Origin of the sequence: Bradyrhizobium sp. HKCCYLRH1034 (assembly GCF_051168375.1) — a bacterium.
GTDB lineage: Bacteria > Pseudomonadota > Alphaproteobacteria > Rhizobiales > Xanthobacteraceae > Bradyrhizobium.
This window is the reverse complement of sequence record NZ_JBNPUW010000003.1, coordinates 24,058-46,962: the sequence shown is the minus strand read 5'-3', so window position 1 is coordinate 46,962 and position 22,905 is coordinate 24,058. Positions and strand designations below refer to the sequence as shown.

Annotated in this window: 23 protein-coding genes; 14 read left to right on the top strand and 9 right to left on the bottom strand. The window is 60.7% G+C overall.

Annotation, left to right across the window (positions count from 1 at the left end; all coding sequences use genetic code 11):
* The first annotated feature begins 26 nt into the window (after positions 1-26).
* The 8 genes from ACQR0W_RS07335 to ACQR0W_RS07300 all read left to right on the top strand — a co-directional run bounded on the left by ACQR0W_RS07335 (position 27) and on the right by ACQR0W_RS07300 (position 8,650).
* A complete protein-coding gene (locus ACQR0W_RS07335; RefSeq protein ID WP_434840666.1) occupies positions 27-962 on the top strand; it encodes a helix-turn-helix domain-containing protein in 936 nt (311 codons plus the stop codon).
* Positions 963-1,053: 91 nt separating this feature from the next.
* Entirely contained in the window at positions 1,054-1,725 is a 672-nt protein-coding gene (locus ACQR0W_RS07330) for a type 1 glutamine amidotransferase domain-containing protein (protein ID WP_015669964.1), read from the top strand.
* A gap of 70 nt (positions 1,726-1,795) precedes the next feature.
* Entirely contained in the window at positions 1,796-2,086 is a 291-nt protein-coding gene (locus ACQR0W_RS07325; RefSeq protein WP_315706373.1) for a putative quinol monooxygenase, read from the top strand.
* A gap of 159 nt (positions 2,087-2,245) precedes the next feature.
* Positions 2,246-3,136, top strand: a complete 891-nt coding sequence (locus ACQR0W_RS07320) for an alpha/beta fold hydrolase (protein ID WP_015669963.1) — start codon at positions 2,246-2,248, stop codon at positions 3,134-3,136.
* 97 nt (positions 3,137-3,233) lie between these two features.
* Positions 3,234-3,959 (top strand): alpha/beta hydrolase, encoded by a 726-nt coding sequence (locus ACQR0W_RS07315; RefSeq protein ID WP_042340409.1) that lies wholly within the window; start codon positions 3,234-3,236, stop codon positions 3,957-3,959.
* 1,681 nt (positions 3,960-5,640) lie between these two features.
* Entirely contained in the window at positions 5,641-6,687 is a 1,047-nt protein-coding gene (locus tag ACQR0W_RS07310; protein ID WP_434840667.1) for a hypothetical protein, read from the top strand.
* Positions 6,688-6,799: 112 nt separating this feature from the next.
* The gene (locus tag ACQR0W_RS07305; protein ID WP_434888669.1) at positions 6,800-6,976 is read left to right on the top strand and encodes a recombinase family protein; all 177 of its coding nucleotides are present in this window, start codon (positions 6,800-6,802) and stop codon (positions 6,974-6,976) included.
* A gap of 273 nt (positions 6,977-7,249) precedes the next feature.
* Complete coding sequence (locus ACQR0W_RS07300) at positions 7,250-8,650, top strand: DUF2130 domain-containing protein (protein ID WP_434840668.1); 1,401 nt, start codon at positions 7,250-7,252, stop codon at positions 8,648-8,650.
* Between the two features lie 274 nt (positions 8,651-8,924).
* On the opposite strand, the gene ACQR0W_RS07295 is transcribed toward ACQR0W_RS07300, so the two are convergent.
* Positions 8,925-9,071: a hypothetical protein gene (locus ACQR0W_RS07295; protein ID WP_434840669.1), complete on the bottom strand. Its 147-nt coding sequence runs from the start codon at positions 9,069-9,071 to the stop codon at positions 8,925-8,927.
* 100 nt (positions 9,072-9,171) lie between these two features.
* On the opposite strand from ACQR0W_RS07295, the gene ACQR0W_RS07290 reads away from it, so the two are divergent.
* From ACQR0W_RS07290 to ACQR0W_RS07280, 3 genes are read left to right on the top strand one after another with little or no spacing between them, the layout of a single operon-like run.
* Positions 9,172-10,395: an SIR2 family NAD-dependent protein deacylase gene (locus tag ACQR0W_RS07290; RefSeq protein WP_434840670.1), complete on the top strand. Its 1,224-nt coding sequence runs from the start codon at positions 9,172-9,174 to the stop codon at positions 10,393-10,395.
* Positions 10,392-12,188 (top strand): ATP-binding protein, encoded by a 1,797-nt coding sequence (locus tag ACQR0W_RS07285; RefSeq protein WP_434840671.1) that lies wholly within the window; start codon positions 10,392-10,394, stop codon positions 12,186-12,188. Before ACQR0W_RS07290 ends, ACQR0W_RS07285 begins: the two co-directional genes overlap by 4 nt.
* A gap of 3 nt (positions 12,189-12,191) precedes the next feature.
* Positions 12,192-12,401, top strand: coding sequence for a KTSC domain-containing protein (locus ACQR0W_RS07280; protein WP_434840672.1), 210 nt, complete (start codon positions 12,192-12,194; stop codon positions 12,399-12,401).
* A 68-nt stretch (positions 12,402-12,469) separates the two neighbouring features.
* Here the strand turns inward: ACQR0W_RS07280 and ACQR0W_RS07275 are convergent, their stop codons facing one another.
* The 3 genes from ACQR0W_RS07275 to ACQR0W_RS07265 all read right to left on the bottom strand — a co-directional run bounded on the left by ACQR0W_RS07275 (position 12,470) and on the right by ACQR0W_RS07265 (position 15,468).
* The gene (locus ACQR0W_RS07275) at positions 12,470-14,008 is read right to left on the bottom strand and encodes a P-loop NTPase fold protein (protein ID WP_434840673.1); all 1,539 of its coding nucleotides are present in this window, start codon (positions 14,006-14,008) and stop codon (positions 12,470-12,472) included.
* Complete coding sequence (locus tag ACQR0W_RS07270; protein WP_434840674.1) at positions 14,005-14,652, bottom strand: KAP family P-loop NTPase fold protein; 648 nt, start codon at positions 14,650-14,652, stop codon at positions 14,005-14,007. The genes ACQR0W_RS07275 and ACQR0W_RS07270 overlap by 4 nt, the downstream gene beginning before the upstream one ends.
* A gap of 288 nt (positions 14,653-14,940) precedes the next feature.
* Positions 14,941-15,468, bottom strand: coding sequence for a hypothetical protein (locus ACQR0W_RS07265; RefSeq protein ID WP_434840675.1), 528 nt, complete (start codon positions 15,466-15,468; stop codon positions 14,941-14,943).
* Positions 15,469-15,614: 146 nt separating this feature from the next.
* Between ACQR0W_RS07265 and ACQR0W_RS07260 the strand changes: the two genes are divergently transcribed.
* Positions 15,615-15,845 carry a helix-turn-helix domain-containing protein gene (locus ACQR0W_RS07260; protein ID WP_006613587.1) on the top strand — a complete coding sequence of 77 codons (231 nt, stop codon included), beginning with the start codon at positions 15,615-15,617 and terminating at the stop codon, positions 15,843-15,845.
* Positions 15,846-15,958: 113 nt separating this feature from the next.
* On the opposite strand, the gene ACQR0W_RS07255 is transcribed toward ACQR0W_RS07260, so the two are convergent.
* The 4 genes from ACQR0W_RS07255 to ACQR0W_RS07240 all read right to left on the bottom strand — a co-directional run bounded on the left by ACQR0W_RS07255 (position 15,959) and on the right by ACQR0W_RS07240 (position 19,748).
* Positions 15,959-17,200, bottom strand: coding sequence for a tyrosine-type recombinase/integrase (locus ACQR0W_RS07255; RefSeq protein ID WP_434840676.1), 1,242 nt, complete (start codon positions 17,198-17,200; stop codon positions 15,959-15,961).
* Between the two features lie 120 nt (positions 17,201-17,320).
* A complete protein-coding gene (locus ACQR0W_RS07250; RefSeq protein WP_316167390.1) occupies positions 17,321-17,923 on the bottom strand; it encodes a JAB domain-containing protein in 603 nt (200 codons plus the stop codon).
* A gap of 70 nt (positions 17,924-17,993) precedes the next feature.
* On the bottom strand, positions 17,994-18,161 hold the full coding sequence (locus tag ACQR0W_RS07245) for a hypothetical protein (RefSeq protein WP_316169619.1): 168 nt from the start codon (positions 18,159-18,161) through the stop codon (positions 17,994-17,996).
* A gap of 36 nt (positions 18,162-18,197) precedes the next feature.
* A complete protein-coding gene (locus ACQR0W_RS07240; RefSeq protein WP_316169618.1) occupies positions 18,198-19,748 on the bottom strand; it encodes an alpha/beta fold hydrolase in 1,551 nt (516 codons plus the stop codon).
* 147 nt (positions 19,749-19,895) lie between these two features.
* On the opposite strand from ACQR0W_RS07240, the gene mddA reads away from it, so the two are divergent.
* Positions 19,896-20,675 (top strand): methanethiol S-methyltransferase, encoded by a 780-nt coding sequence (mddA, locus tag ACQR0W_RS07235; RefSeq protein WP_316169617.1) that lies wholly within the window; start codon positions 19,896-19,898, stop codon positions 20,673-20,675.
* Between the two features lie 209 nt (positions 20,676-20,884).
* Positions 20,885-22,075: an MFS transporter gene (locus tag ACQR0W_RS07230; protein ID WP_316169616.1), complete on the top strand. Its 1,191-nt coding sequence runs from the start codon at positions 20,885-20,887 to the stop codon at positions 22,073-22,075.
* On the opposite strand, the gene ACQR0W_RS07225 is transcribed toward ACQR0W_RS07230, so the two are convergent.
* On the bottom strand, positions 22,076-22,879 hold the full coding sequence (locus tag ACQR0W_RS07225) for an intradiol ring-cleavage dioxygenase (RefSeq protein WP_315752320.1): 804 nt from the start codon (positions 22,877-22,879) through the stop codon (positions 22,076-22,078).
* Positions 22,880-22,905: the final 26 nt, after the last annotated feature.

Below are 22,905 nucleotides of genomic sequence, written 5' to 3'. Positions count from 1 at the left end.
ATTCGCCGCAACTTGCGGAGGTCGTGATGGCACTCGTGACTCATGGAGATCAGAAGTACCAGAACAGCGAGAAGCTCGCGGCGGCCAACGATTGGCCAGGGCTGAGCATCGAACATCGCAAGTTCGAAGCGGGGCGCCAGGCGACGCCGGTGCCTATCTGCACCGAACTGGTAATGCTACTGTCCGGCGGCGGGATGGTGTGTCGCACCGGCAACGGTGAAGTCCAGAAAAGCCTCGCGCGCCCCGGCATGAGCTACCTCGTTCCGGTCGGGACGCAGGAGAGCCATCTCGAGCTTTCGGACCGGATGGAGTGTCTTCACCTCTACCTCCCGCCGGCGCTGCTGGACCAGAGCGCGCTTGCGGACTTCAATATCGATCCGGCAAGGATCGAGATCGCCTACGCCCACGGTCTGACGGACCAGGTGCTCTTCCACATCTGCTCGCCGCTTCGGGATCTGCTTCATCGTCCGCGCCAGTCGACTGACGCGCTGTTCGTGGAGGGAATTCAAGTCGCGCTTGCAGCGCATCTCCTGGGCAACTATACGATCGACCGCTGGCGTGCGCCCGACAGGTCTCCGTCGCTCGATCCACGGCGCCTGCAGCGCGTGCTCGATTATATCGAGTCGTCTCTGGGAGACGAAATCAGACTCGAGGATCTGGCGGCTCAGGCCTGTCTCAGCCCCTATCATTTCTCCCGGCTGTTTCGCGAGGCGACGGGATTGTCACCGCACCGATACGTGACCGATCGGCGCGTCCAGGCTGCGCGGCACGAGCTCGCGCGCAACCGACTGTCGCTGGTCGAAATCGCCCTGGAGTTCGGTTTTGGCTCGCAAGCAAACTTCACGCGCGTCTTCCGCAAGGCCGTAAGCCTTACGCCGGGGCAGTATCGCGAGTTGTGCTGCGGCCAGATCGAGGTGAATGCCGATCGTTCCGATGCGGAGTACCGCAGGGATTGCTCATGATCCCGCAGGATTCGGAAATACGGTTCTGGGCCGCGCGGGTAGTGTCGTTGCGGCGCTCTTCGACTTTATGGATACCTCCAGGAAACGAATCATGACTCAACACGTCCTGTTTATCGTCAGCAACGCAGCGGTGATCGGCCCGCAAAATCGTAAGACGGGCTTCTTTTTCGCCGAGGTCGCGCATCCGTTCGATGTTCTTGACAAGGCAGGCATCGCCGTTGAGTTCGCTTCCTTGAGAGGCGGATGGACGCCCTACGATGCCTACGACGAGAAAGATCCTGCGGAAAAGGCCTTTCTTGAAAGCAAGGCTTTTCGCCGCCTCAATCGCAGCCGCAAACTTGCCGAGGTGGATGCTGCGGATTTTGATGCCATTCTCGTGCCCGGCGGGCTCGGGCCGATGGTCGACATCCAGCGTAACCCCATCGTTCAAAATGCAGTCGTGCGCGCCTGGAGCACGGGAAAATTCGTGACGGCCGTTTGTCACGGTCCGTGCGCGCTTCTCGGGGTGGACCTTGGCGATGGCAAGCCATTCGTGCAGGGCAAGAAGCTGACTTCGTTCTCGAAGAAGGAAGAGTACGACTACGCGCGCGAAGATGTTCCCTACGAACTTGAGGACGCCCTGCGGGCAGAGGGCGCCGAATATACGTCCGTGGCAAACTGGGAACCTCACGTTGTCGTCGATGGACGTCTCATTACCGGCCAGAATCCCGCCTCAGCCGGGCGCCTGGCAAAAGAGCTGCTGGCAGCACTGAGAAAATTATAAGACAGGCAGCCGAACATCGCCTGGCTGAACTGAAGCCAGCAGTCACTCTGAAAAGTTTTGGTCGATCGCGATGCCGTCGAAGATTACTGCTCTTCTGGTTGCTCACCCCGGCAAAAGCGATGAGCTGAGAGAACTTCTGGTCGGCCTTGCGCCGCATTGCAGGGCAGAGCCCGGTAATCTGCGTTGGGACGTTTGGCGCGACACTTCGAACGATCATCGTTACGTCCTTGATGAGCTCTACCGAGATATCACTGCGGTCGAAGCACATCGCGCCTCGCAACATTACCAGGCCTACTTGGCCAGGGTTCCCGAACTGGCCGAACGTACGGCAGTAATCGCGGAATCCGTAGACGTGAGATAATCGGGTTTGAGGAACGACGTACCGTATAAAGGAGTTGCCATGCGCCTTTCTTGCGCGACTCTCATCGCCTTAACCATTGTAAGCGCACATCCATCGCTCGGGAGGTCCACGGCTTCTGCATGTGGACCGGGGGCAACGCCCGCTCATCGTTGCGGGCCAATGCCCGGCGGCAGCGTAGGCGATTTAACCGTTCATTACCGCACGGCCGCCATCAGCGGCGTGAACGTGTTCTACCGCGAAGCTGGGCCAGCAGATGGGCCCGTCGTTCTCCTTCTGCACGGCTTTCCGACGTCCTCACACATGTTCCGCAATCTGATTCCGAATCTAGCCCACCGATACCGTATCATCGCGCCGGATTACCCCGGCTTCGGGCAAAGCGATGCGCCGGATCGCAACCGCTTTTCCTATAGTTTTGCGAACTATGCCGAGATGATCGACGCCTTGCTGAATCAACTCGGAGCGAAACGCTACACCATGTACGTCATGGATTACGGCGCACCGGTCGGCTATCGCCTCGCCCTCAAGCATCCGGAGCGCGTGACTGCCCTCATCATCCAGAACGGCAACGCTTACGAAGAAGGATTGCGGGAAGCTTGGGACCCGATCAAGGCGTATTGGAGGGAAGGAACGGAGGAGCGGAGGAATGCGCTTTCATCCCTCGTCTCTCTCCGCGCGACTAAATTCCTATACACCGATGGCGTCCGCGATCTGACGCGCATAAGTCCTGACAATTGGGTGCAAGACCAAGCGCTGCTGGATCGTCCCGGCAATAAGGACATTCAGCTCGACCTGCTCTACGACCACGCGACCAATATCCCGCTTTATCCGGCGTTCCAAGCGTTTTTCCGCGAAAGGAAGCCGCCCGCTCTAATCCTCTGGGGCAAGAACGACAAGGTCTTCGCTGAAGCCGGCGCACATTCCTATTTGCGCGACTTGCCAGACGCCGAGTTACACATCCTCGACACCGGTCACTTCGCACTTGAGGACCAACTCGACGTGATGGCGCCGCTGATCAGCGACTTCCTCGACCGAACGAATGAACGGCCCTGACGCAAGACTTTCGCACGAACTTAAAGGTAGCCGATCTATCACGACGCCCCACAACACGAAAGGAATTCCTGTGAACTATTTGGCATCTCTGCTGGCAATGTGCGCGCTCGCTATCACGTCGAACTCCGCGGGAGCTCAGCAACAGAAAACGACATCGGTCGTCCTTGTGCACGGCGCGTTTGTCGATGGCTCAGGCTGGCAAGCGGTATACGATCTCCTTAAAAAGGGCGGATACGAAGTGCTGGTGGTCCAGAATCCGACCATCACGCTCGAGGGTGACGTCGCCGCCACGGAAGCCGTGATCGCAGCAGCCAAATACCCTGTTGTGCTGGTTGGCCACTCGTATGGCGGCATGGTGATCACACAGGCTGGCGACAATCCGAAGGTCAAGAGCCTGGCTTACATCGCGGCCTTTGCGCCGGACGCCGGCGAATCTGCCGCATCCCTGAATGACTGGCCGGCAGAGCCTGGCGAGGCGAAGGCGCCCCTGCTGCCGCCGCAAGACGGTTACCTGCTGGTCGATCCCGTGAAGTTCCCGACTTCCTTTGCGGCGGATTCCCCTGCGGCGCTGACTGAGTTCATGGCGGCCGCGCAAGTGCCATGGGGACTGAAAGCCGTCGAAGCCAAGACCACAAAAGTGGGCTGGAAGGCAAAGCCGAGTTCCTTCCTGATCCCGTCTCAGGACCGCATGATAACCCCCAGTTCACAGAGAAAGATGGCTAAGCGAAGCGGTGCGCGAGTGGAAGAAATAAATAGCAGCCACGCAGTGATGCTGTCTCATCCGCGGGAGGTGGCCGCGTTCATCGAGTCTGCCGACCGGTAATCGACGCAAAACGGATCAACTTATTCGAGGCCTAGCGACGCTAATGAAGACGGCGGGTTGTGTGCCGATGGGTCAGCGCAGGATGCATCAACCTCGGGGCGCGCGAAGGATTATGGCCTTCGTACGCCAAGCCCGTCGTACAGCTCGTCTATCCGCAACCAACGAAGCGCGGGCGCAGGTTGTTTGTCCTCTCAGCGATGCCCAGACAGATCGCAATTCTGATCGCGCATATGCTCGGCCCAGCGCTGCAAATACATTCAGCAACTGGATTGATTAGAACAGGCTGGGGTGCGTCATTCGCTGGCAGAGTGCCTTCGCGAGTTGCGGCTATAGCGTGTGGAAGCAGCTGCTCAGTATCGTCTGGTGATAGTAACCGATTGCTGGTCTAATTCGCCAAAAAATTCTCTATACCGTCCGCGTGGGCTAAGGAGCCGTTGAACAAAGTGCGGATGTCTCTGGACCAAAACCAGTCTTTCGCCGGGGATGCTGCCGCTGATCGGCTTTGGGTCAAAAGCGGATAATCCGCTGATGCGGCCGCAAACGTCGGCTTTGGGTTAATCGTGTCGCCTCGGATCGACCTGGATCGTTTCTGTTCTTCATGGGAAAGCTGACCCGCGGGACTGCTTCGCGTTGTGATCAGTGCAGCCCCGCTCACAAGAAGCCATTGGCGCCTCGAAGGAAAAGGTCCGGGCCAGCCGCAATCCGGTCAAGGCCCGTCAGCGGCTTCGCCGCGCGCTTAGGGCGAGCCTTGACGGGCTCCGTTAGCCCTGTAGCAGCCTTCCATGCGCGCTTGGCTAGGTATGTCCCAATTCTGCGACCTAGTTCGCTAAGCTGCGATTAGTGCCATTCGGGACATTGATCTCTCAGGTCTTTCTTCCTCTAGCAACACTATGAGTGTTGGAGCAGTGCCGTGCTGCGATAAGTAACCTCAAAAACTTACGACCGCCGAGTCTACGCCGCGGAGAGGCGCTTTTATCTTGCCGTTGAACCCGCTCTACGCTCGCTCCTCTCGAATTCCAGGCTGAACTGCGCTCAGACACCGCCCGGTGGCTACACGGGTCGTGAGTCTCAGGCTGCATCTTTGGCTGCGGCTCCGGTTGGGCCGTTGGCATCCGAGCGCAGGGTCTTAGCGATCTATCGAGACAAACCAGAGTGACCGAACTGCATCGGCGATGCTGTTCGTCCGCAGATCCGAGATGGGCAGTCGGACTGCCCTCCAGCATCAATTCAACACGCATCGGTGCAGCATCGAGGAAAGCTGGTGTTAAAATCGCCGATATGGCCGGTTCAGATCGAATGTCGATCGGCGGCAGGTCGGCAGCAACAGCGCATCGTGGCCGTTAAGGGGAGGGCTGTAGCGCGCGACGTCGCGCAATTTGGCCGTTCCGCTTTGGCTTCGGACATGCCACCTTTGCAGGACACCTACGCGCAGGCCATGGCTCGCGAGGCTTGGTCCGCTTTCGCCAAGCAGTCGTCAGAATCGCCCACCATCTGGCACCACTACGCCCAGGACCTCTCTGTATTTCTCTCCACGGGGGCGAGCAGGAGGGATGACCGATCCCGGGCTGGGCAGGCAGCTCCTCGTTCCGGCCACTTTGGTCAGCGTCATCGCTTTTCAGCAGCCGGCCTTTCGCGGGCCTCCGATGGCGCGGGGCCGAGACGCAAGGAGTAGCATCTGATCATGACCGAGTCCTTTCCGCCCCATCCATTCGATGACATGGAGGCGCTGGCCTGGCTGCGCTCCCAGCCCAAGGGATACGTGACGTTCAGCGCCGCTGAGCTCGGGCGCCAATGGGGCTGGAATAGGATGCGGACCAGTCGTCGCCTGAAAGCCTGGGAGCGCGGCGGCCTGATCAGTCGTAACGCTGAAGCGATCATTGTAACGGGGACCGTAACACCGACCGTTACAGATGGTACCCCTGGCGTTACGGACGCCGCCGGCGTCACAGGGACATCCGGAGCGGAGGAAGCCCAGCGTTCCCCGAGACGCGTCGAGCTCGCTGCTTTGATAGTCGCTCTGGCGCTGGCTTGTGTATCGGCTGCCTTTTCCATCGACGGCCTGACCGCGATCTTTGCCGGAGCCTTCTGGCCTGTCATCATCATGGGCGCAGTGCTGGAGGCCGGAAAGCTCGTGGCGGCGGCTTGGCTGACGGAGCATTGGACGTCTGCGCCGTCCCTCCTGAGGTTCGTCCTCGTCCTGATGATTGGCGTGTTGATGGGCCTGAACGCCGTTGGCGTATTCGGCTTCCTCACCCGCGCTCACCTCGACCATATGGCATCCATAGATCTCACCCTTGCCGACAGGACCGCAGACGTTGAGGCCCGCCTCGGAATGCAGAGCCGAGTGGTCACCGACATTGACCGGCGCATTGCCCAGATCGACGCGGCCATCGATGAGGCGACGCGCCTTGGCCGGCCGGTCGGAGCGATGACGATTGCTGACCAGAGGCGCCGCGAACGTGCCGACATCGCGGCAGAACGCCTTCGTGAGTCCCAGGCTCTCGCTAATCTACAGATCGAAAAAGCCAAGGTTGACGCGCAACGCAGGCGTGCCGAGGCCGAGGTCGGACCAATACGATATCTCGCCGAGCTGATTGGCATACCCGCCGCGGACTTTGAGCGGGCGGTCCGGCTGCTCACGCTGGCGCTTGTTGCCGTCCTTGATCCGATGGCAGTGGCGTTGCTGCTCGCTGCCGGAGTTCACGCCAGGCGCGCGGGTTCATTCTGACCGTTGCCGCTTCCTCTCCAAGCAAGCTCATCGCGCGATAGGGGCCTTGACCAAATCGGTGACCAGCAAATCGTCAAGGAAAGCTTGATGTTCACGGCCGAGCCCTTCGCCCATGTCCCAGCTGTTGCTCAACGTCATGGTCTCCTGTGCCGAATGTGAGCGGGCGCCTATCCGCGAGCGCCAGCGTGAAGGCATCGCTGTGGCTAAGCGCAAGGGCGTTTACAGGGGGCGCAGGCGGGTTCCTGACGGGGTGGCCAAGCAAGCGATCCTTTCCTTACGATTCGTCTAAGTAAAGGATAAGGCCTTTTCCTTTCCTTAGGTATCCGAGAGCCTGCCGTTTAGGCAGCTTTCTCGTACTTCTTCCCCAGCAGCTCACCTAAATCGGGAAAACCGGGGGAAAATGCGCGGATCCTTTACGCGTTGCTTGACGGTTTCAGACGGCATGTTCTAATTTTGTTCTCATGAATTTGGGAGCCCAATGAATGCCAACCGGCCGACTCGGGCCGGGTTCATCCCCAGCATTCTGGACAGCCGTCGCTCCCCCAGCTCTTCGGACAGGAAAATGCACGAGATCATCTGTCCCCACTGTAGCAAGGCCTTCAAGGTCGACGAATCTGGCTATGCCGAGATCCTGAAGCAGGTTCGAGACGCGGACTTCGACCGGCAGCTACACGACCGCCTCGAATTGGCTGAGCGCGAGAAACAGAGCGCTGTGGAACTGGCCAAGACCAAGCTGAACAGCGATCTGCAGAAGACCGCGGCTGCCAAAGATGCCGAGATCCAGGAGTTGAAGGTCAGGCTTGAGGCGACCGAGGTGTCTCGGCGACTTGCCATCACCGAAGCGCTCAGTGCCGTGGAAAAGGAGCGCGACGGGCTCTCACACGCGCTTGCGCAAGCCGAACGCGAGAAGAAGGCCGCCTCCGAGCTTGCCGAGGCGCTTCTGGCTACCGAGGTTCACAAGGCATCTGCTGCCAAGGAGGAGGAGATCCGCCAGCTGAAGGCCAAGCTTCAGGCCGTCGAGCTTGAGAAAAAGCTCGCCGTGACCGAAGCGGTAGGCGCTCTCGAAAAAGAGCGCGATGAGCTGAAGAACGGCATCAAGCAGGTACAACTGGAGAAGGAGCTCGCTGAAAAGTCGCTCAAGGATAAGTACGAAACGCAGATCAAGGATCGCGATGACGCGATCGAGCGCCTCAAGGACATGAAGGCCCGCCTCTCGACCAAGATGGTCGGTGAGACCCTCGAGCAGCACTGCGAGACCGAGTTTAACCGGATACGCTCGATGGCCTTTCCGCGTGCATATTTCGAGAAAGACAACGATGCGCGGACCGGCAGCAAGGGCGATTACATCTTCCGGGACGCAGACGATGCCGGGACCGAAATCATCTCCATCATGTTCGAGATGAAGAACGAAAGTGATCGGACTGCGACGAAGAGCAAAAATGAGGATTTCCTGAAGGAGCTCGACCGGGATCGCAATGAGAAAGGCTGCGAATACGCGATCCTGGTTTCGTTGCTGGAGCCCGATAACGAACTCTATAACTCGGGCATCGTCGACGTCTTCCACCGCTATCCGAAGATGTACGTCATTCGGCCGCAGTTTTTCCTGCCGATGATTACACTTCTGCGGAACGCTGCTCTGAATTCATTGAAGTACAGGAACGAGCTGGCGCTTGTGAAGGCGCAGAATATCGACATCACGCAGTTTGAAATCCAGCTGGAAACGTTTAAGAACGGATTTGCTAAAAACTTCGATCTTGCTTCCAGGCACTTCCAGACGGCGATCGCGGAGATCGATAAGTCCATCGATCATCTCCAGAAAACCAAGGATGCATTGATCGGTTCAGACCGCAACCTGCGCCTTGCGAATGACAAGGCACAGGATGTAACGATCAAGAAGCTGACCAAGGGTAATCCCACAATGGCAGCGAAGTTTGCGGAGTTGAAGGGCGAGGCGGCTGAGTGAGTATCGCTTTATTGCCAATCGAGGTCAGCAGCCAGTCTTGCGAGGCCGACAAGATCGAAAATGGCGCGTTCTCCTGCGAAAAATCCTGCCTTTAGGAGCTCCTCGCTGTGGGCCGGGAGCTTCCATTTCTAGGTGATTTTTAGGAAGTCGCTATTCCGCCAAGATATCTCCGACCTACGACCATCGTGCCACATCTCGGCTCCACAAAAGGCCGAAGAACTCACGACGAACATAACTAGCGGCCAAAATCTTACGCTTAGCACCCGACCGCGAGTTAGCTGGAATAGAGGCCGACCATTTCCGGCAACTTCGTCGCCGGATGGCTGATCGGCAAATCCAGCTTTCCAGCGGCTGCTTCACCATGATCGCCGGCGGCCTCGGCTTTAGCTTCGTCCTTTGGCGGCCAGCGCTCGAACAGCACGTCGGCTGCCAGTGACCAGCCAATTAACAACCTAGACGATCGTTTGTGGACGATATCCTTTGGGTGGTGTAGTCAAATGATTGCACGTCGGGGGTACGCCTTGAGCATCAGCATACACAATCCAGACCAGTACATGGCCGCGTTGCGGACCATTATCGCCCAGGGAAGAAAGCGCATTGGCCTGTTGGTGGGGGCCGGAGCGGGAGCCGGCACGGCAAAGGACGATGGCACGTATCCGCTCATCCCCGCTGTGGAAGGGCTCACAAAACAGGTTCTCGGGGCATTGGCACCAAAATATGGTAGCCAAATTGACGCCCTCAAAGCTGAGTTGGATAAGCACGACATTGAAACGATTCTTTCGCGAATCCGGTCTCTCAGCAAGGTAATTGGGAAATCAAAGATTCATGGCCTTGATGGCGATGGCTTTAAAACCTTTGGTGAAGACATTTGCGCGGAAATCGGAAAGATCGTGAACGTTCGTCTTCCGGCGAAGGGAAGCGCCTACAACGACCTCGTTAACTGGATCACAGGCATATCTCGGGACCATCCCGTCGAAATATTTACGACGAACTACGATCTCCTCTTCGAGGAGGCTTTTGAGGGTGTCCGGGCGCCGTACTTCGACGGGTTCACCGGTGGACGAGAACCATTCTTCGATCCAGTATCTGTCGCCGGAAATGACCTCCCACCGCGCTGGACGAGACTGTGGAAGCTGCATGGCTCGCTCGGATGGAAGGCGAGCGGCAAGGACGAAGTGATTCGAACCGGAAGTGAGACGGCCACACATTTAGTTTTTCCGGAACATCTGAAGTACGACCAGACGCAGAAGGCACCGTATGCTGCGCTATTTGACCGATTGCGGGCTTTCTTGGCGACGCCGGATACCCTCCTCATTTCGATCGGGTTCTCCTATGCGGACGCGCATGTCTCAGCTCGTATCGACGAGGGGCTAGCTGCGAACCCTTCGGCTAGCGTGTTTGCCTTTCAGTACAAATCCCTCATCGACGAAGTTGCCGCCTGCGACCTCGCAAGACGCCGCCCGAATCTAAGCGTTTATGCTCCGGACAAGGCGGTAGTAAATGGTATCGAGGGACCTTGGCAGGTCTCGACCGAGCTCCCCAGCAAAGACTGGGCGCCGATTAGAGCGACCTATTGGTCGCCTCTGAAGTCGGGTGGGCCTGCGCAGTTCACATTGGGCGCCATCGAGACTTTCGGCCGCTTCTTTGCGGCATCACGTTCGATGCAAGCTCTCACTCCTGCTCCCGCCGCAACTTCACCCACTGCCGTCTCTGCTCCAGCGATGGCTTCCGGGGCAATTCCATGATTGCGCCGACGCTCCTCGGGCATGTCGGAGCCGTCTCAGGGGCGGCGATCAGCGTTCGTCAGTCTGAAGGCGTGGCTTCGGGCATAGCCATCATTGGGGGGCGCAGCTACCGCGTTGGCCAAGTGGGCAGCTTCGTCCGCATACCGCAAGGGTACCACGACCTTTACGGCATTATCGCGGACGTTGGCGCTACAGCCACACCGGAAGCTGCGGAGAACTTGAGTTCGCGCGGGGAACGCTGGATGACGATCCAGCTCGTGGGAGAAATTGTTGAGACAGCGTTTGAGCGCGGGATTAGCCAGTATCCAGCGATAAACGATGAAGTGCATCTCGTCACTGAGGAAGATCTCGCGAAGATCTACGGCACTGCAGAAAAAGGCCAGGTCGTTATTGGCAGGCTAGCAGGGGCAGAGAGTATCCCGGTTCGGATTGATTTGGATCGGCTTGTTACTCGACACAGCGCCGTACTTGGATCGACTGGCGCAGGAAAGTCGACAACGATCGCGAGCCTGTTGCGTGCCATAGTTCACTCCCCGAGCGGCAAAAGCGCTTTTCCCAGCACGCGTATCCTGCTTCTCGACATTCATGGAGAGTATGCAACTGCCCTGAAAAAGATTGCGCACGTCTTTCGTGTCTCGCCGTCGGACGATGAAAAGCCTTTGTTCATTCCGTACTGGGCCACGGACACAACGGAATTGCTCGCTTTCACGATGGGCAAACTTAGTGACCCTGCGTTCGCGAGCATCACAGATCGAATTCTTGCAAAGAAAGCGGAATTGGCGAAGGGCGGAAAGTTCGATGGCGTCGACATCAATTCGCTTACGTTCGATAGCCCCCTTCCATTTAGCTTGAAACAGCTTTGGTTTGATCTGCTAGATCCAGAGATAAAGACGTGGAAGGAAAACACCCAAATTAATTCGGCAATCCAAAAGGCGGGTGATCCAAACAAACTCATCGCGCCTATCTATCCCTTGCCTGGCCAAGGAAATACGCCGCCCTTTGCGAATAAAACGGGTGTGCTGTCAATTCGGCGGCAACTCGACCAAGTGCGGTCGCGGTTGCTCGACCGGCAATACGACTTCATGCTCCATCCTGGCGACTGGGAGCCGGGCCTTAACGACGAAACAAAGAAGGATCTGCCGGAGCTACTTGAGAGCTGGCTCGGTGCGGAAAAGCCCATAAGCATTCTCGATCTTTCGGGAGTGCCTAGCGGAGTCCTTCACCATCTGATCGGCGGCATCCTCAATATTCTATACGAAGCGCTGTTCTGGGGGCGCGAAGCCACTGAAGGCGGCCGTCAGCGGCCTTTGCTCGTCGTGATGGAGGAGGCCCACCGTTATCTTGGCAAGGATGCCGATGGTCCCGCCAAGGCGATGGTTCAGCGTATCGTCAAGGAGGGACGCAAGTTTGGCGTGGGCGCAATGATCGTCAGTCAACGGCCGTCAGAGATTGACGATACTATTCTTTCCCAATGCGGGACCTTCATTGCCCTCCGGCTCTCGAACTCAGGTGATCGCACCAAAGTTCAATCCGCGCTACCTGATAGTCTTAGCGGCTTGATGGACAGCTTGCCTGTCTTGCGAACTGGCGAGGCCATCATCACCGGGGAAGCGGCAAAGCTGCCAATTCGTTGTCGTATTACGTTGCCACCTGAAGATGCGCGGCCGAGTAGCGAAGACCCAAGAGTCGCACAAGCGTGGGCCAAAGAAAGAGAAAAAGAAAACTACGTCAACCTTAGTGGCCCGTGGCGTGCGCAGAATTCAAAGTGGAAGAACGGCCAGAAGGGAAAATAGAGAATGGAGCGCCAATCTGTAGTATCATCCAATTTGGTTTCAGTCGGCTACGATGAAGATAGTTCGACCCTGGAGGTTGAGTTCAAGAGTGGCGCGGTATACCGCTACTTCAATGTCCCTTTGTTTGAGTACGAGCGACTGATGGAAGCAAGCTCTCATGGGATCTATTTCAATGCCAACATCAAGGATAAGTATCCTGACGAGCGCGCATGACTATCGATGCCACCATAACCAGCTCCAACTGTCATACTGAAATTGAACTCGTCACCGTACTCGGGGCGTCAGCGGCGACTGCTCTTTTCCTGTCTCGACCAAGCGGCCTCGAATTCTGACAGCACTGCCCGATCTTCGTTGGACAGCGTTTTATCGGACAGCAGAGTCTTTGCGCGCTCGCGGAAGAACTGCGCGTCGACGATCGAATCCAGCCCTTCGGTGTGCACCACTGTCATGCGCTGTGCGACCCGATCGGAGACGCTGTGGCTCCAGCCATGCGTGGTGAAGCGCTCAGCGAAAGCCACGACATTGCGATCGTTCTCCAGCTTCGATTTGGTCCAGTGCCTGACTTCCTCGCCGTCGTCGCCGGCGAGCTCCCGCCATCGAAACAGCATGTGCGCGAGCCTGCGATTGGCGACGAGGGCACCAGACGCTGCAGCCACGCGTATTCCTTCGAGTGCTCTGCTCCTCAGAATGTTGGCGTCCTCTTCGGTGGTGATCAGCTCATGTGCGGGCCTCGGCTCCTTCCCTTCACGCGATTGATGCGCGGCATCCGTGGAGGCGGAAAGGTCGACTAGCCAGCCGATTGATGCATTCTCGGAGGCGGCGAGCAGGATCGCCGATCTCGCCCGCAGATCGAAGCGGGTGAGCGTGAGCCTGCGCAGGAGCCAATGTATCCGGAGGTAGTTGTCGCCGATCGAGAACGCCTTGGCCTGATCCGCCGGCACCATCAACCGATCGGCGATCCCAAAGATGGCGGTCAGCAGCGGCTGGACGTCGACATCAGCGACGGAATCCGCATGCAGGTTAAGCTCGTCCAGGATCAGGGCGGCTTTCGTGCCGCCTCCGGGTCTTAACACGTCGATCGCACCGAGCAGGCTGTCCTTGACGAACGCACCGTCGCCGGCTCGGCGGACGAGGGTGTCGATCTCGTCCTTCCGCAGCACGTCGTTTCCAAGTGACAACCGGAAATAGACATCGAACCACGGAGCGGCGCAAAGTCGCCGGCGACGCTCCCAGCCGGCAATCGAGTCGTCACCGTAGGAAAGGTTTCCCCAGACGGACTGGAGCCGCGGAAAGAGCCTTTTGAGAGCTTCGCGGAGCTGATCTTTATCCTTCGCGTCGACGTTACCAAGCAGGAAGGCGTCGTAATCCTTCTTCTGGTCTTCCGAGTAGCGAAGGTTCCCGCGGTCGCCGCCACCGGTCAGCCGGTCTTTGTTCCCCTTGATGCCGCGGTAAACCTCGGGCCGGAGCAGACGGAGCGTCTCAAGGCCGATCATATCTGCACGATCTACCTCTGCGCCGATGGCAGGCCACGTGACTGATAGGGCGTTCGTCACTCTGACAACATCGCGCGGGCTGCGGATCTGAGGCGCCACGACGTCGTAGAAGATATTCATGAAGTCCAATAGGTCGTCGGCCGACGGAGCCCCGCAGATCCTCTCGATGTGGCGGAGAAGCTGGTCGCGGAGATCTTCGGGGCGAGGCGCGGGAATATCAAAGCTCGCCTGGATGATCTTCTCGAGATACTGCGGTCCTTCGGAGGGATACTCGGCCTCGACAATCGCGTCCGCAAGGGCGCGGTCGAACACGAGCAGATAGATCACGTTAGGCGCCGCCCGACCGACTTGATGAGGCGGAAGATCAGTAGGGCCTCGTCCGGAGCGAGACGATCGATATCGTCGACTATGATTAGAAAGCGCTTATCCTGATCTTCGAGCGCCTTCGAAATTTGCCGGTATAGCTTCTCTACCGTGTCGTCTTGCTTAATGAGCTCGGCGACCCAATTCATCGCGCCAGACGCGACCTTTCCTGCTCCGGCAGCGCCCACCAAATCGAACGCCGGAGCGACCAGGCCGCCGGCCTTGAGCAACCGGGATCCGAGTTTCGGCAACGCACTCCTGAATCGTTCGCCGAGCGCCGGCCCGAGAGTCGCGTAGAGCTCGCGAAAGAATGCGAGGGCGAGGGCCTCCTCGCCCCTGAACCACCAACAGGTGAAATCCACGACTACAATGTCGCCGGCCTCGACCGCGTCACTAAGGTGGCGACGCATCAAATTTACCACGCTCGTCTTGCCGGACCCCCAGGGGCCGTTGAGGCCGATCACGCTTCCGTTCGGTGCCGAGAATCCAAGTATGCCGGTTGCGAGAGCAGCGGCGAACGGGTCCATGCCAAACTGGTCTTCCGCCGGATCCGCGATGGGGGCGTCGTTGTGGGAAGAGCTGCCGCCCGCAGGGGCGTCGTCAGCCACTCCTTCAGACGGCGAATCGTCCGATGGTACGCCCTGGCCTTTTCCGGAGTGACTCCTGAAACAGGCGAGGAGGGTCCTCAAGCGGTCTCGGATGGACTTGATCCCCAGGATCTAAACGCCCTCGTCGGATCAACTAGAGTGAGGGGAGTGTAATCCACACAACTTTCACAAGAAACGATGGAGATCAGTGTGGATGATACACTTAGCTTGATGGTAGTCGAGGACGAGCGCATGCTCGAAGGTTAGACCAGGAGAACCCCGGCCTTTAGATGTGGGCGATGCGGATAGTCAGGGGGCGGTATGCTTGCAGCATTTGGGCGAGATTTCGGTCTCGGCTACGCAGCCCGGCACAGGTACCTTAGCAAGCCAACAAACAGCTTCAATTAGTAAGCGCATGGCTCGCGCGTCCCAATCGATCTGCTCGATAGGTTCTTCCCAGTAGTGGGACATCACATAAGCCGCATGACGGGCCTTGACGCCCAATCCCTTGATTGTGCGCGCTGGGGTAGTCATGATTGCTCGCTCAATCGGGTATAGACGAGCTAAGATGGCCTCCGTCTTGTCCGTTCGTCCTTCGCGATCGGTGTAAGACTCGATTCCAGCTTGAACATCCTCCCTGTCGCGCAACCGGCCATCAGGATCAATTGCTGTTTTGCCGCTTGCGTTCTGTGCAGCCCGCAATTCTGCGACGAGGCTGTCGAATTGAGCCTCAAGAGCGAGGAGATCTGCATCGCTGTCCGTCGTCGGGGGGAACGAAGGCTCGTGGTGCGGCGAACTGAAAATAACGCCATCTTGGGAAAATTGCTTGTCCTGCATCTTGACCGTCCGAATTCGATAAGGCCTGCCAAGGCCGATGCACCGGAATCGTGGTTTAGTCCGTTCACGTTTCGGACCATCCGGCGCGCCCATTTTTGTCTGTTTAAAGCGGTGGGTCAATAACAGACATCGATGTTGTCTAAGACATGGATTATCGCCATGTTTTTGCGACGAACCTTCGCCGCTTCCGAACTGAGAAGGGATACTCTCAGGAAGCGTTGGCCCATGAGGCCGGCGTAAACCGGACCTACATGAGCAAGTTGGAAAAGGGCGGTAGCTTCGTGGGTCTTGAACTTATGGTGAAGCTCGCCAAGGTGCTTGAAGTCGAGCCTGCGGACTTCCTACAAGTTCCTTCGCGGAGATCCCGGAGGAGCTAGTCTAGCGGACAACATCAACAGGAGTTTTTGCCGGGCCCCCACGAGCCTACGTGGGGGCTGATGGCGTAGGTGCCTCAAGCAGTCGCGGCACGCCCATGTCTGCCTTTCAACTTCTAGGCCGCCGGGCGCTGCGCTTTTCTCGCGAGCAGCGAACGGATGAAGCGGTCCCATTTGGCCATGCCGGCACGCTTCTCGGGCATATAGTTCCAGCGATCATAGCTCTTTGAGCTAACATCGTGAAACGCATGATTCTGAATGCGATCGCGGATCTCTTTGGGGACTCCTGCCTTTCCGGCCAGCGTCTTCCAGGTGCGCCTCAAGTCGCGATTGGTGACAATCGGGATTACCTCCCGCTCCCGTTGCCTCCACATGAACGAGTACAGTGTACCTGCACTCACGGGTCTTGTCGGGTCCATCGCGGACGGGAAAAACCAACCGTGTTCATTCGGTGCAATGCTCTGGACAAGATCAGCAGCCACCGAGGGAACGGGGATAGCGTGTGACTTTCCGTTTTTCGTTCTGGACCAATCGATGATGAGTTCTTGCGCGTCCCACTGATGGACATGCAAGCGCGCTATCTCTTCCACGCGCTGTCCGGTAAGCATGATTATGCGGACTGCCTGCGTGTACGGCGGGTGTACTGGCGCGTCAGGACATTCGAGCCAGCGGTAGAGCCGCAGAAATTCATCTTCGTCGAGCCAGCGCGTCCCGGCGACCTTTCGCTCAGTCGGTATAGCAACGGCAGGATTTGATACGAGGCTGAACCGGCGCGGCGACGAACTCCGATAATCGTGCTCCGACTTGAGCGCCCAGGAGAACGAGGCCCGAATATAGCCGCGGACATGATCAGCCATCGATCGCTTGCCGCGCTCGTAAATCGGGCGGAGTACGGTGAGCACGTCATCAGGCGTCACCTCGCGGGCCAGCACATGGCGCCCAATAATGTTGGCCGCCTTATTGAGCTGCTGCTCCACATCGGACCACGACGATTTGTTCTCGCTCTTCAAATAAGAAACGTAGCCAGCGAAGAGATCGGCAACAGTACCAGGGCGCTTATCTCTCGCGACCTTGAGGCTACGCCCGTCAAGAATGATTTGAGCATAGTCACGATCGAAGATGACTCTTGCATCGGCGAGAGACATCGCCGGGTACTGTCCAAGCGTCGTTTTGATCCTGCGGCCATTGCGCCACTGTTGTGCCATCCAGGTTGCCGTGACGCGGGTAGGCATTGGCTTGAGGATGAGAGCCAGGCGGCCAGTGCCGTGGCCCTCGCCATCGACTAGCAGCCGCTGCTTGCCCGTGCGCCCTACTTCCTTCAACGCACGCCGAATGATGCTCTCGGTGATGTTCGCCATCTCGCGTCGCACGCTCCAGACTGGGGACGGTAAGTGGGGACGGTTATGTTCTCGTTCCGCTCACCAAAGGTACTGCGGCCCAGAACTCGCAATCAAGAAATATACAATGATTTTAAGTGATTAAGCGTGACCGAACATGCACGTGGAAACGTGAGTGGGATGGTTGTGCACCAGGATGATCGCAGTGGCCGACAATTCGAGCGCGCGCTTGATCACCTCGCGCGGATAGACCGGCGTGTGATCGACGGTGCCGGTCTGCTGCACCTCGTCGGCGATCAGCTGGTTGCGCTTGTCGAGAAACAACAGCCTGAACTGCTCCTTGTCGGCGAACGCCATGCTGGTGCGGCAATAGGTGATGACGTCCTGCCATGACGCCAGCGCGTGCTTCTGCCGCACCTCGCCCTTGGCGATGCGGTGCGCGGCGGCGGCGATCAGCTTGAGCTGGGTGATCGAGGCGTCGCCGACGCCGTCGATCTCGCGCAGCCGCGGCTCCGGCGCGTGGATCACCTCGGCGAACGATCCGAACGTCTTGAGCAGCGCCTTCGCCAGCGGCTTGACGTCGCGCCGCGGCAGCGCGGCGAACAGCACCATCTCCAGCAGCTCGTAGTCGTTGAGCGCGTCGGGACCGGCGCTGTGAAAGCGCTCGCGCAGCCGCTGACGGTGGCCGTGATAGTGCGGCGTGTCCGGCGGCGTATCGTTGGGAGGAGGGGCTTTCTCGGGCATCGGCGTCAGCATGCCGTGACGCCGCATTTTTGCAACCTCGAAGTGCTCGCGCCCCGCAGGGCGCGCCTTGCTAGGCCGCGCGTCCGGTCAACACGATGGCGAAGCCGACGATGAGCGAAAATGCTGTGGGGTAGAAGGTGAGCGCAAAGCCGAAGGCGCGGCCCGCGCCGCCGCTGGCATAGCCGAGCCAGAACAGCACCCGCCCGAGGCCGAACAGGATCACGAGCGTGAGCAGCACCGGACGACGTCCTTCTCGTCCGTCGGGCGATCCTGCTTATGGCTGCAGACTGCCGATGAAGGCGTCGATGCTGGCGAGGGCCGGCCTCTGGTCGCCGGCGAACATCCAATGGTCGGCGCCGTCGAGCTCGACGAAGCGCGCGTGACGGATATGGCTGGCGAGATGCCGCCCGGCCCCGACGAGCACGGCGCGATCGTGGCGACGGTGCAGCACCAGGGTCGGTGCAGCGACCCGGGCGAGCAGGTGGCGGACGTCCGTATCCCTGAAGGCTTCGAGCAGGCCCTTGATGGCGCCGGGGCTGGATGCCGCGCGAAGCAGTCCGGCCCACCAGGCGCGCGCCTGGGGATCGCCAGCCAGACTCGGTGCGAATGTTTCGATGCCGGCGGGGCCGCCCCATTCGGCCACCAGCTGCCGCAGCCAGATGCCGTACTGGCTGGCCTGCAGCGCATGCGGATAGCCGGGCGCGGCGCTGCCCTTGGCGAGCGAGGCGAACAGGATCAGCCCGGCGACACGTTCGGGATGGTCGGCCGCGAAGGTGATGCAGGCCGGTCCGCCCTCGGAGGCGCCGAGCAGCACCGTGCGCCGGCTGCCGGCGGCGTCGAGCACGGTCGCGATGTCGCGCGCCGTCGCCTCCACGCTGGGGCTGAAACCGACCCGGTCGGAGAGCCCGATGCCGCGGCGATCGAGCAGGATCAGGCGGCCGATTCTGGCGAGCGCGGACAGCAAGGCCCGACAGTGCGGCTCCTCCCAGATCCGCTCGACATGCGAGACGAAGCCGGGCAGCAGCAGAATGTCCTGCGAACCTGTGCCGTAGGTCTGATAGGCGAGATGAACGCCGCCGCCCAGGACATAGCGCGTCGGCGGTGCGCTGTCGCCTGGCGCCGCAACGCCCTGCGCCAGCAGCGCCAGCGTCTCCGCTTCGGGAGCGACACCGAGCTCGTCGCGCAGGCGCTGCGTCAGGGCGTCGAGATGGCGCTGGGCGGCGGCGCGGTCGCCGGCCAGCATCAGGCTGCGGATCAGGGCGCGGCCATAGACCTCGCTGAGCGGGTCGAACGCGACGAGGCGTCCGGCGTGGACCGCAGCCGCGGCATGGTCGCCGGCCGCGCTGCGATCCCGCACCACGCGCTCCAGCGCCTGGACCGCCCGGCCGCGCAAGGCTTCACGCCGGAAGAACGCCCATTCCTCGAACTGCGGACAGTCGCCGGGCGCGAAGCCGTCCAGGAAGTCACTGGAATAGAGGCGGCAGGCCAGCTCGAATTCGCCGCGGTCGCAAGCCGTTTCGAACAGCGCCGATTGGACCTCCAGCTCGACCGCTTCCGCCCACCGAATCGTCGCGCGATCGATGGTGAGGCAGCCGTCGCCGAGTGTGAGCTGGAGCCGGTGCAGCAGGCGGCGCAGCCGCGCCCGCGCGACCTCCTCGGAACACTCTGGCCAGAGCATCGTCGCCAGAATGTCCCGCGCGACAGGGCCTTTGGCCTCCGCCAGATAGACCAGCAGAGCGAGGCCCTTGCGCAGCGCCAGCGGGCACGGCTGGCCGTCGCGATGCAGCTCGGGAAAGCCTAATGTCCGGACGCGGAACTGAACCATCGGGGGTGCGACCTGGGTGGCTGCGTCCGGGGGACGCTCGGGGGACGGTCGATTGATAGGGCTCAGGCTCGCGCGAGTCGCGACCGGTCCCAGGATCGGACGTCTCGATCACGGCCACGCCGTCCTCGCAGCAACAAGGAAACCTTCATGTCCGGGCGTCTCCTCATCATGCTCTACGCCGTCGCGAGCTATGCCGTCTTTCTTGGGTCGTTCGTGTGGGCGGTCGGTTTCGTCGGCAATTACAACTATCTCACGGCCAAGTCGATCGACGTGGGCGTGTCCAGCGCCGTGACCGAGGCCGTCGTCATCGACGCGCTGCTGCTGGCGCTGTTCGCGATCCAGCACAGCGTGATGGCGCGGCCGGCGTTCAAGCGCGCGTTGACGCGCATCATTCCGGCGGCGGCCGAGCGCAGCACCTATGTGCTGCTGTCCAGCCTGATCCTGCTGCTGCTGTTCTGGCAATGGCGTCCGATCCCGAGTCCGGTCTGGCACGTCGAGGGTGTCGCCGCGGGCGTGCTGACCGGCGTGCATTGGCTCGGCTGGCTGATCGCGCTCTCCTCGACCTACATGATCGATCATTTCGACCTGTTCGGCCTCCGCCAGGCCGTGCTCGCCCTCCGCGGCAGCGCCGGGACGGCGCAACCTTTCAGAACGCCGCTGCTGTATCGGCTGGTGCGCCACCCGCTGATGCTGGGCTTCCTGCTGGCCTTCTGGGCCACGCCGGAGATGTCGGTCGGCCACCTGCTGTTCGCCGCCCTCAGCACGGCCTACATCCTGGTCGGGCTGCAGCTCGAGGAGCGCGATCTGATCGCCCAGTTCGGCGACACCTACCAGCGCTACCGCCGGCGGGTGCCGATGCTGCTGCCGCGACTGATCGGCGGCCGGCGGACCGCCGAGACGGAGACGGAGGCGCGCGGCGCGCAGTAGCCGGCGCCGGCTCGACGTCCGCAGGGCTCGTCGGGCACGCTCGCTTTTGATCACGGCTTGCCCGGTGCCGCGCCCACGCAGACGTGAATTGGTGCGGGGACCTCAGCACCTATGTCGGGCTTGAATGCTGCGATGCAAAATCACAGCTCGACAGCCTCCGTTCTCATAAGGCCCTATGGCCTGCCTGTTCAGTCCGAGAGAGATCCGCGTTGACCACCATCACGTCCGATTCCGGCGACTCGCTGTCGGCCTGGATCACGCTGTTATTGGCCTTTTCCTGCGGGCTGATCGTCGCCAACATCTATTACGCGCAGCCGCTGATCGGGCCGATCAGCGCCGACCTCGGGCTGCGGCCGCAGCTCGCGGGACTGCTGGTGACGATGAGCCAGATCGGATACGGCGCAGGTCTCTTGTTCGTGGTGCCGCTCGGCGATCTCATCGAGAACCGCAAGCTCGTCATCATGACCATCATCGTCGGCGCGGCCGCGCTCGGTTGTGCGGCCCTGGCGACGAGCCCGTCGACATTCCTGCTCTCGGCGCTGCTGATCGGCTTCGGCTCGGTCGCGGTGCAGATCCTGATCCCCTATGCCGGGCATATGGCGCCGGAGGCGATCCGCGGCCGCGCCGTCGGCAACGTCACCACCGGCCTGATGCTCGGCATCATGCTGGCACGGCCGCTTGCGAGTTTCGTCGCGGCGCATGCCTCCTGGCACGTGATCTATGCGGCCTCGGCGCTTGCCATGGTGATCCTGGCCGGGGTGTTGCGCCTCGCCCTGCCGCCGCGTGAGCCGCGGGCGCGGCTGAGCTACGGCCAGCTGCTCGGCTCGATGGTCGAGCTCTATCGCGACACGCCGGCGCTGCGCCGCCGCGCGCTCTACCAGGCCGCGCTGTTCGGCGGCTTCAGCGTGTTCTGGACCACGTCCCCGCTGCTGCTGGCCGGGTCCGATTTCCGGATGTCGCAGACCGGCATCGCCCTGTTCGCGCTGGCCGGCGTCGCCGGCGCGATCATGGCGCCGGTCGCCGGCCGCATCGCCGATCGCGGCTGGACGCGACCGGCGACCGTCGCATCGATGCTGATGTGCGCGATCGGCTTCGCGTTGACGCTTTCGGTTCCACTCGGAACGAACGGGTCGCTGGCCACGCTGGTGATCGCCGCCATCGCCATCGATTGCGGCGCGCAGCTCAGCCTCATCCTCGGCTATCGCGTGCTGTTCGTGCTCGGCGCCGGCCAGCGCAGCCGGCTGAACGGGCTCTATATGACCACCTTCTTCGTCGCCGGGGCGGCGGGCTCCGGCCTCGGTGCCTGGGCATATGCGCATGGCGGCTGGACGGCCGCCGCCGCGCTCGGCACGGCGCTGCCGCTCGCGGCGCTGGCCTATCAGTTCACCGAGCCAAAATGATCAGAACGGGCTGCGCTTGAGCCCGGGCACCAGCGCCGCCAGCCGGTCCTTGATCCAGGGTGCGGGCGGCAACTTGCCAGTGGGCATCTCGACCGCGGCGGCCGGGTTGCGGCTTACGGCCAACGTGAGGGTCGCCAGATAGTGATCGCGCTCCTCCTTCACCGCGCAATGCGCGCGGTGTTCGGGATCGGCCTCGGTCGCGACGCGGTCGTTGGCATTGATGACGAGCCGTTGCTTCGGCCGTCCCGTGTAGTCGGGCACGTTGGTGTAGATGAACTCGTTCAGCGCCTCGGGAAAGAAGGTTTGTCCGGTCAGCACCGTGGCCTCGTCGACAAACACCCTGAAGTGGATGTGCGTCGCGCGGCCGGCATACCAGCCGGGATAGATGGTCCTGAAGCCGGCCCAGCCGGCGGCGTCGGCCATCTGCGTGCCGCGCAGGAACGTCTTTCCGCTCTGGTCGAGCTTGTGAGTGTCGCTCTGGCCAGGATAGCCCGAATAGATGCCGCGGGCATCGCAGTGCCAGATGTCGACGCGCGCGCCGGGGAGTGGCGCGCAGGAGCCGGCCTCGATGACGCGAAGGCGCAGCCTGAGCGGCACGCCCGGCCGGTCCTCAGCGATCTCGGCGCGCACCAGCTTGGGATCGAGATAATAGGGACCGGATTCCGACTGCGGCGTCAGGATGCAGGCGTCGTCGGCATTCGCCGATGCGGGAGCTGTCTCTGACGCTGCGCGCGCCGGCGGCGTCAGCAGCGCTGCGCCCGCCGAGAGCAGGCCGAGAACGCCACGGCGTGTTGCGTTGGTCAGAGCAGCCTCCCGCAGTCGCATGCGAT

Coding starts and splice junctions, on each gene's coding strand:
- ACQR0W_RS07310 (WP_434840667.1), top strand. CDS start 5,641: ATGACCGAGTCCTTTCCGCCCCATCCATTCGATGACATGGAGGCGCTG.
- ACQR0W_RS07240 (WP_316169618.1), bottom strand. CDS start 19,748: ATGGTTCAGTTCCGCGTCCGGACATTAGGCTTTCCCGAGCTGCATCGC.
- ACQR0W_RS07335 (WP_434840666.1), top strand. CDS start 27: ATGGCACTCGTGACTCATGGAGATCAGAAGTACCAGAACAGCGAGAAG.
- ACQR0W_RS07320 (WP_015669963.1), top strand. CDS start 2,246: ATGCCCGGCGGCAGCGTAGGCGATTTAACCGTTCATTACCGCACGGCC.
- ACQR0W_RS07305 (WP_434888669.1), top strand. CDS start 6,800: ATGTCCCAGCTGTTGCTCAACGTCATGGTCTCCTGTGCCGAATGTGAG.
- ACQR0W_RS07260 (WP_006613587.1), top strand. CDS start 15,615: ATGGATTATCGCCATGTTTTTGCGACGAACCTTCGCCGCTTCCGAACT.
- ACQR0W_RS07250 (WP_316167390.1), bottom strand. CDS start 17,923: ATGCCCGAGAAAGCCCCTCCTCCCAACGATACGCCGCCGGACACGCCG.
- mddA (WP_316169617.1), top strand. CDS start 19,896: ATGTCCGGGCGTCTCCTCATCATGCTCTACGCCGTCGCGAGCTATGCC.
- ACQR0W_RS07280 (WP_434840672.1), top strand. CDS start 12,192: ATGGAGCGCCAATCTGTAGTATCATCCAATTTGGTTTCAGTCGGCTAC.
- ACQR0W_RS07300 (WP_434840668.1), top strand. CDS start 7,250: ATGCACGAGATCATCTGTCCCCACTGTAGCAAGGCCTTCAAGGTCGAC.
- ACQR0W_RS07265 (WP_434840675.1), bottom strand. CDS start 15,468: ATGCAGGACAAGCAATTTTCCCAAGATGGCGTTATTTTCAGTTCGCCG.
- ACQR0W_RS07315 (WP_042340409.1), top strand. CDS start 3,234: ATGTGCGCGCTCGCTATCACGTCGAACTCCGCGGGAGCTCAGCAACAG.
- ACQR0W_RS07285 (WP_434840671.1), top strand. CDS start 10,392: ATGATTGCGCCGACGCTCCTCGGGCATGTCGGAGCCGTCTCAGGGGCG.
- ACQR0W_RS07325 (WP_315706373.1), top strand. CDS start 1,796: ATGCCGTCGAAGATTACTGCTCTTCTGGTTGCTCACCCCGGCAAAAGC.
- ACQR0W_RS07330 (WP_015669964.1), top strand. CDS start 1,054: ATGACTCAACACGTCCTGTTTATCGTCAGCAACGCAGCGGTGATCGGC.
- ACQR0W_RS07255 (WP_434840676.1), bottom strand. CDS start 17,200: ATGGCGAACATCACCGAGAGCATCATTCGGCGTGCGTTGAAGGAAGTA.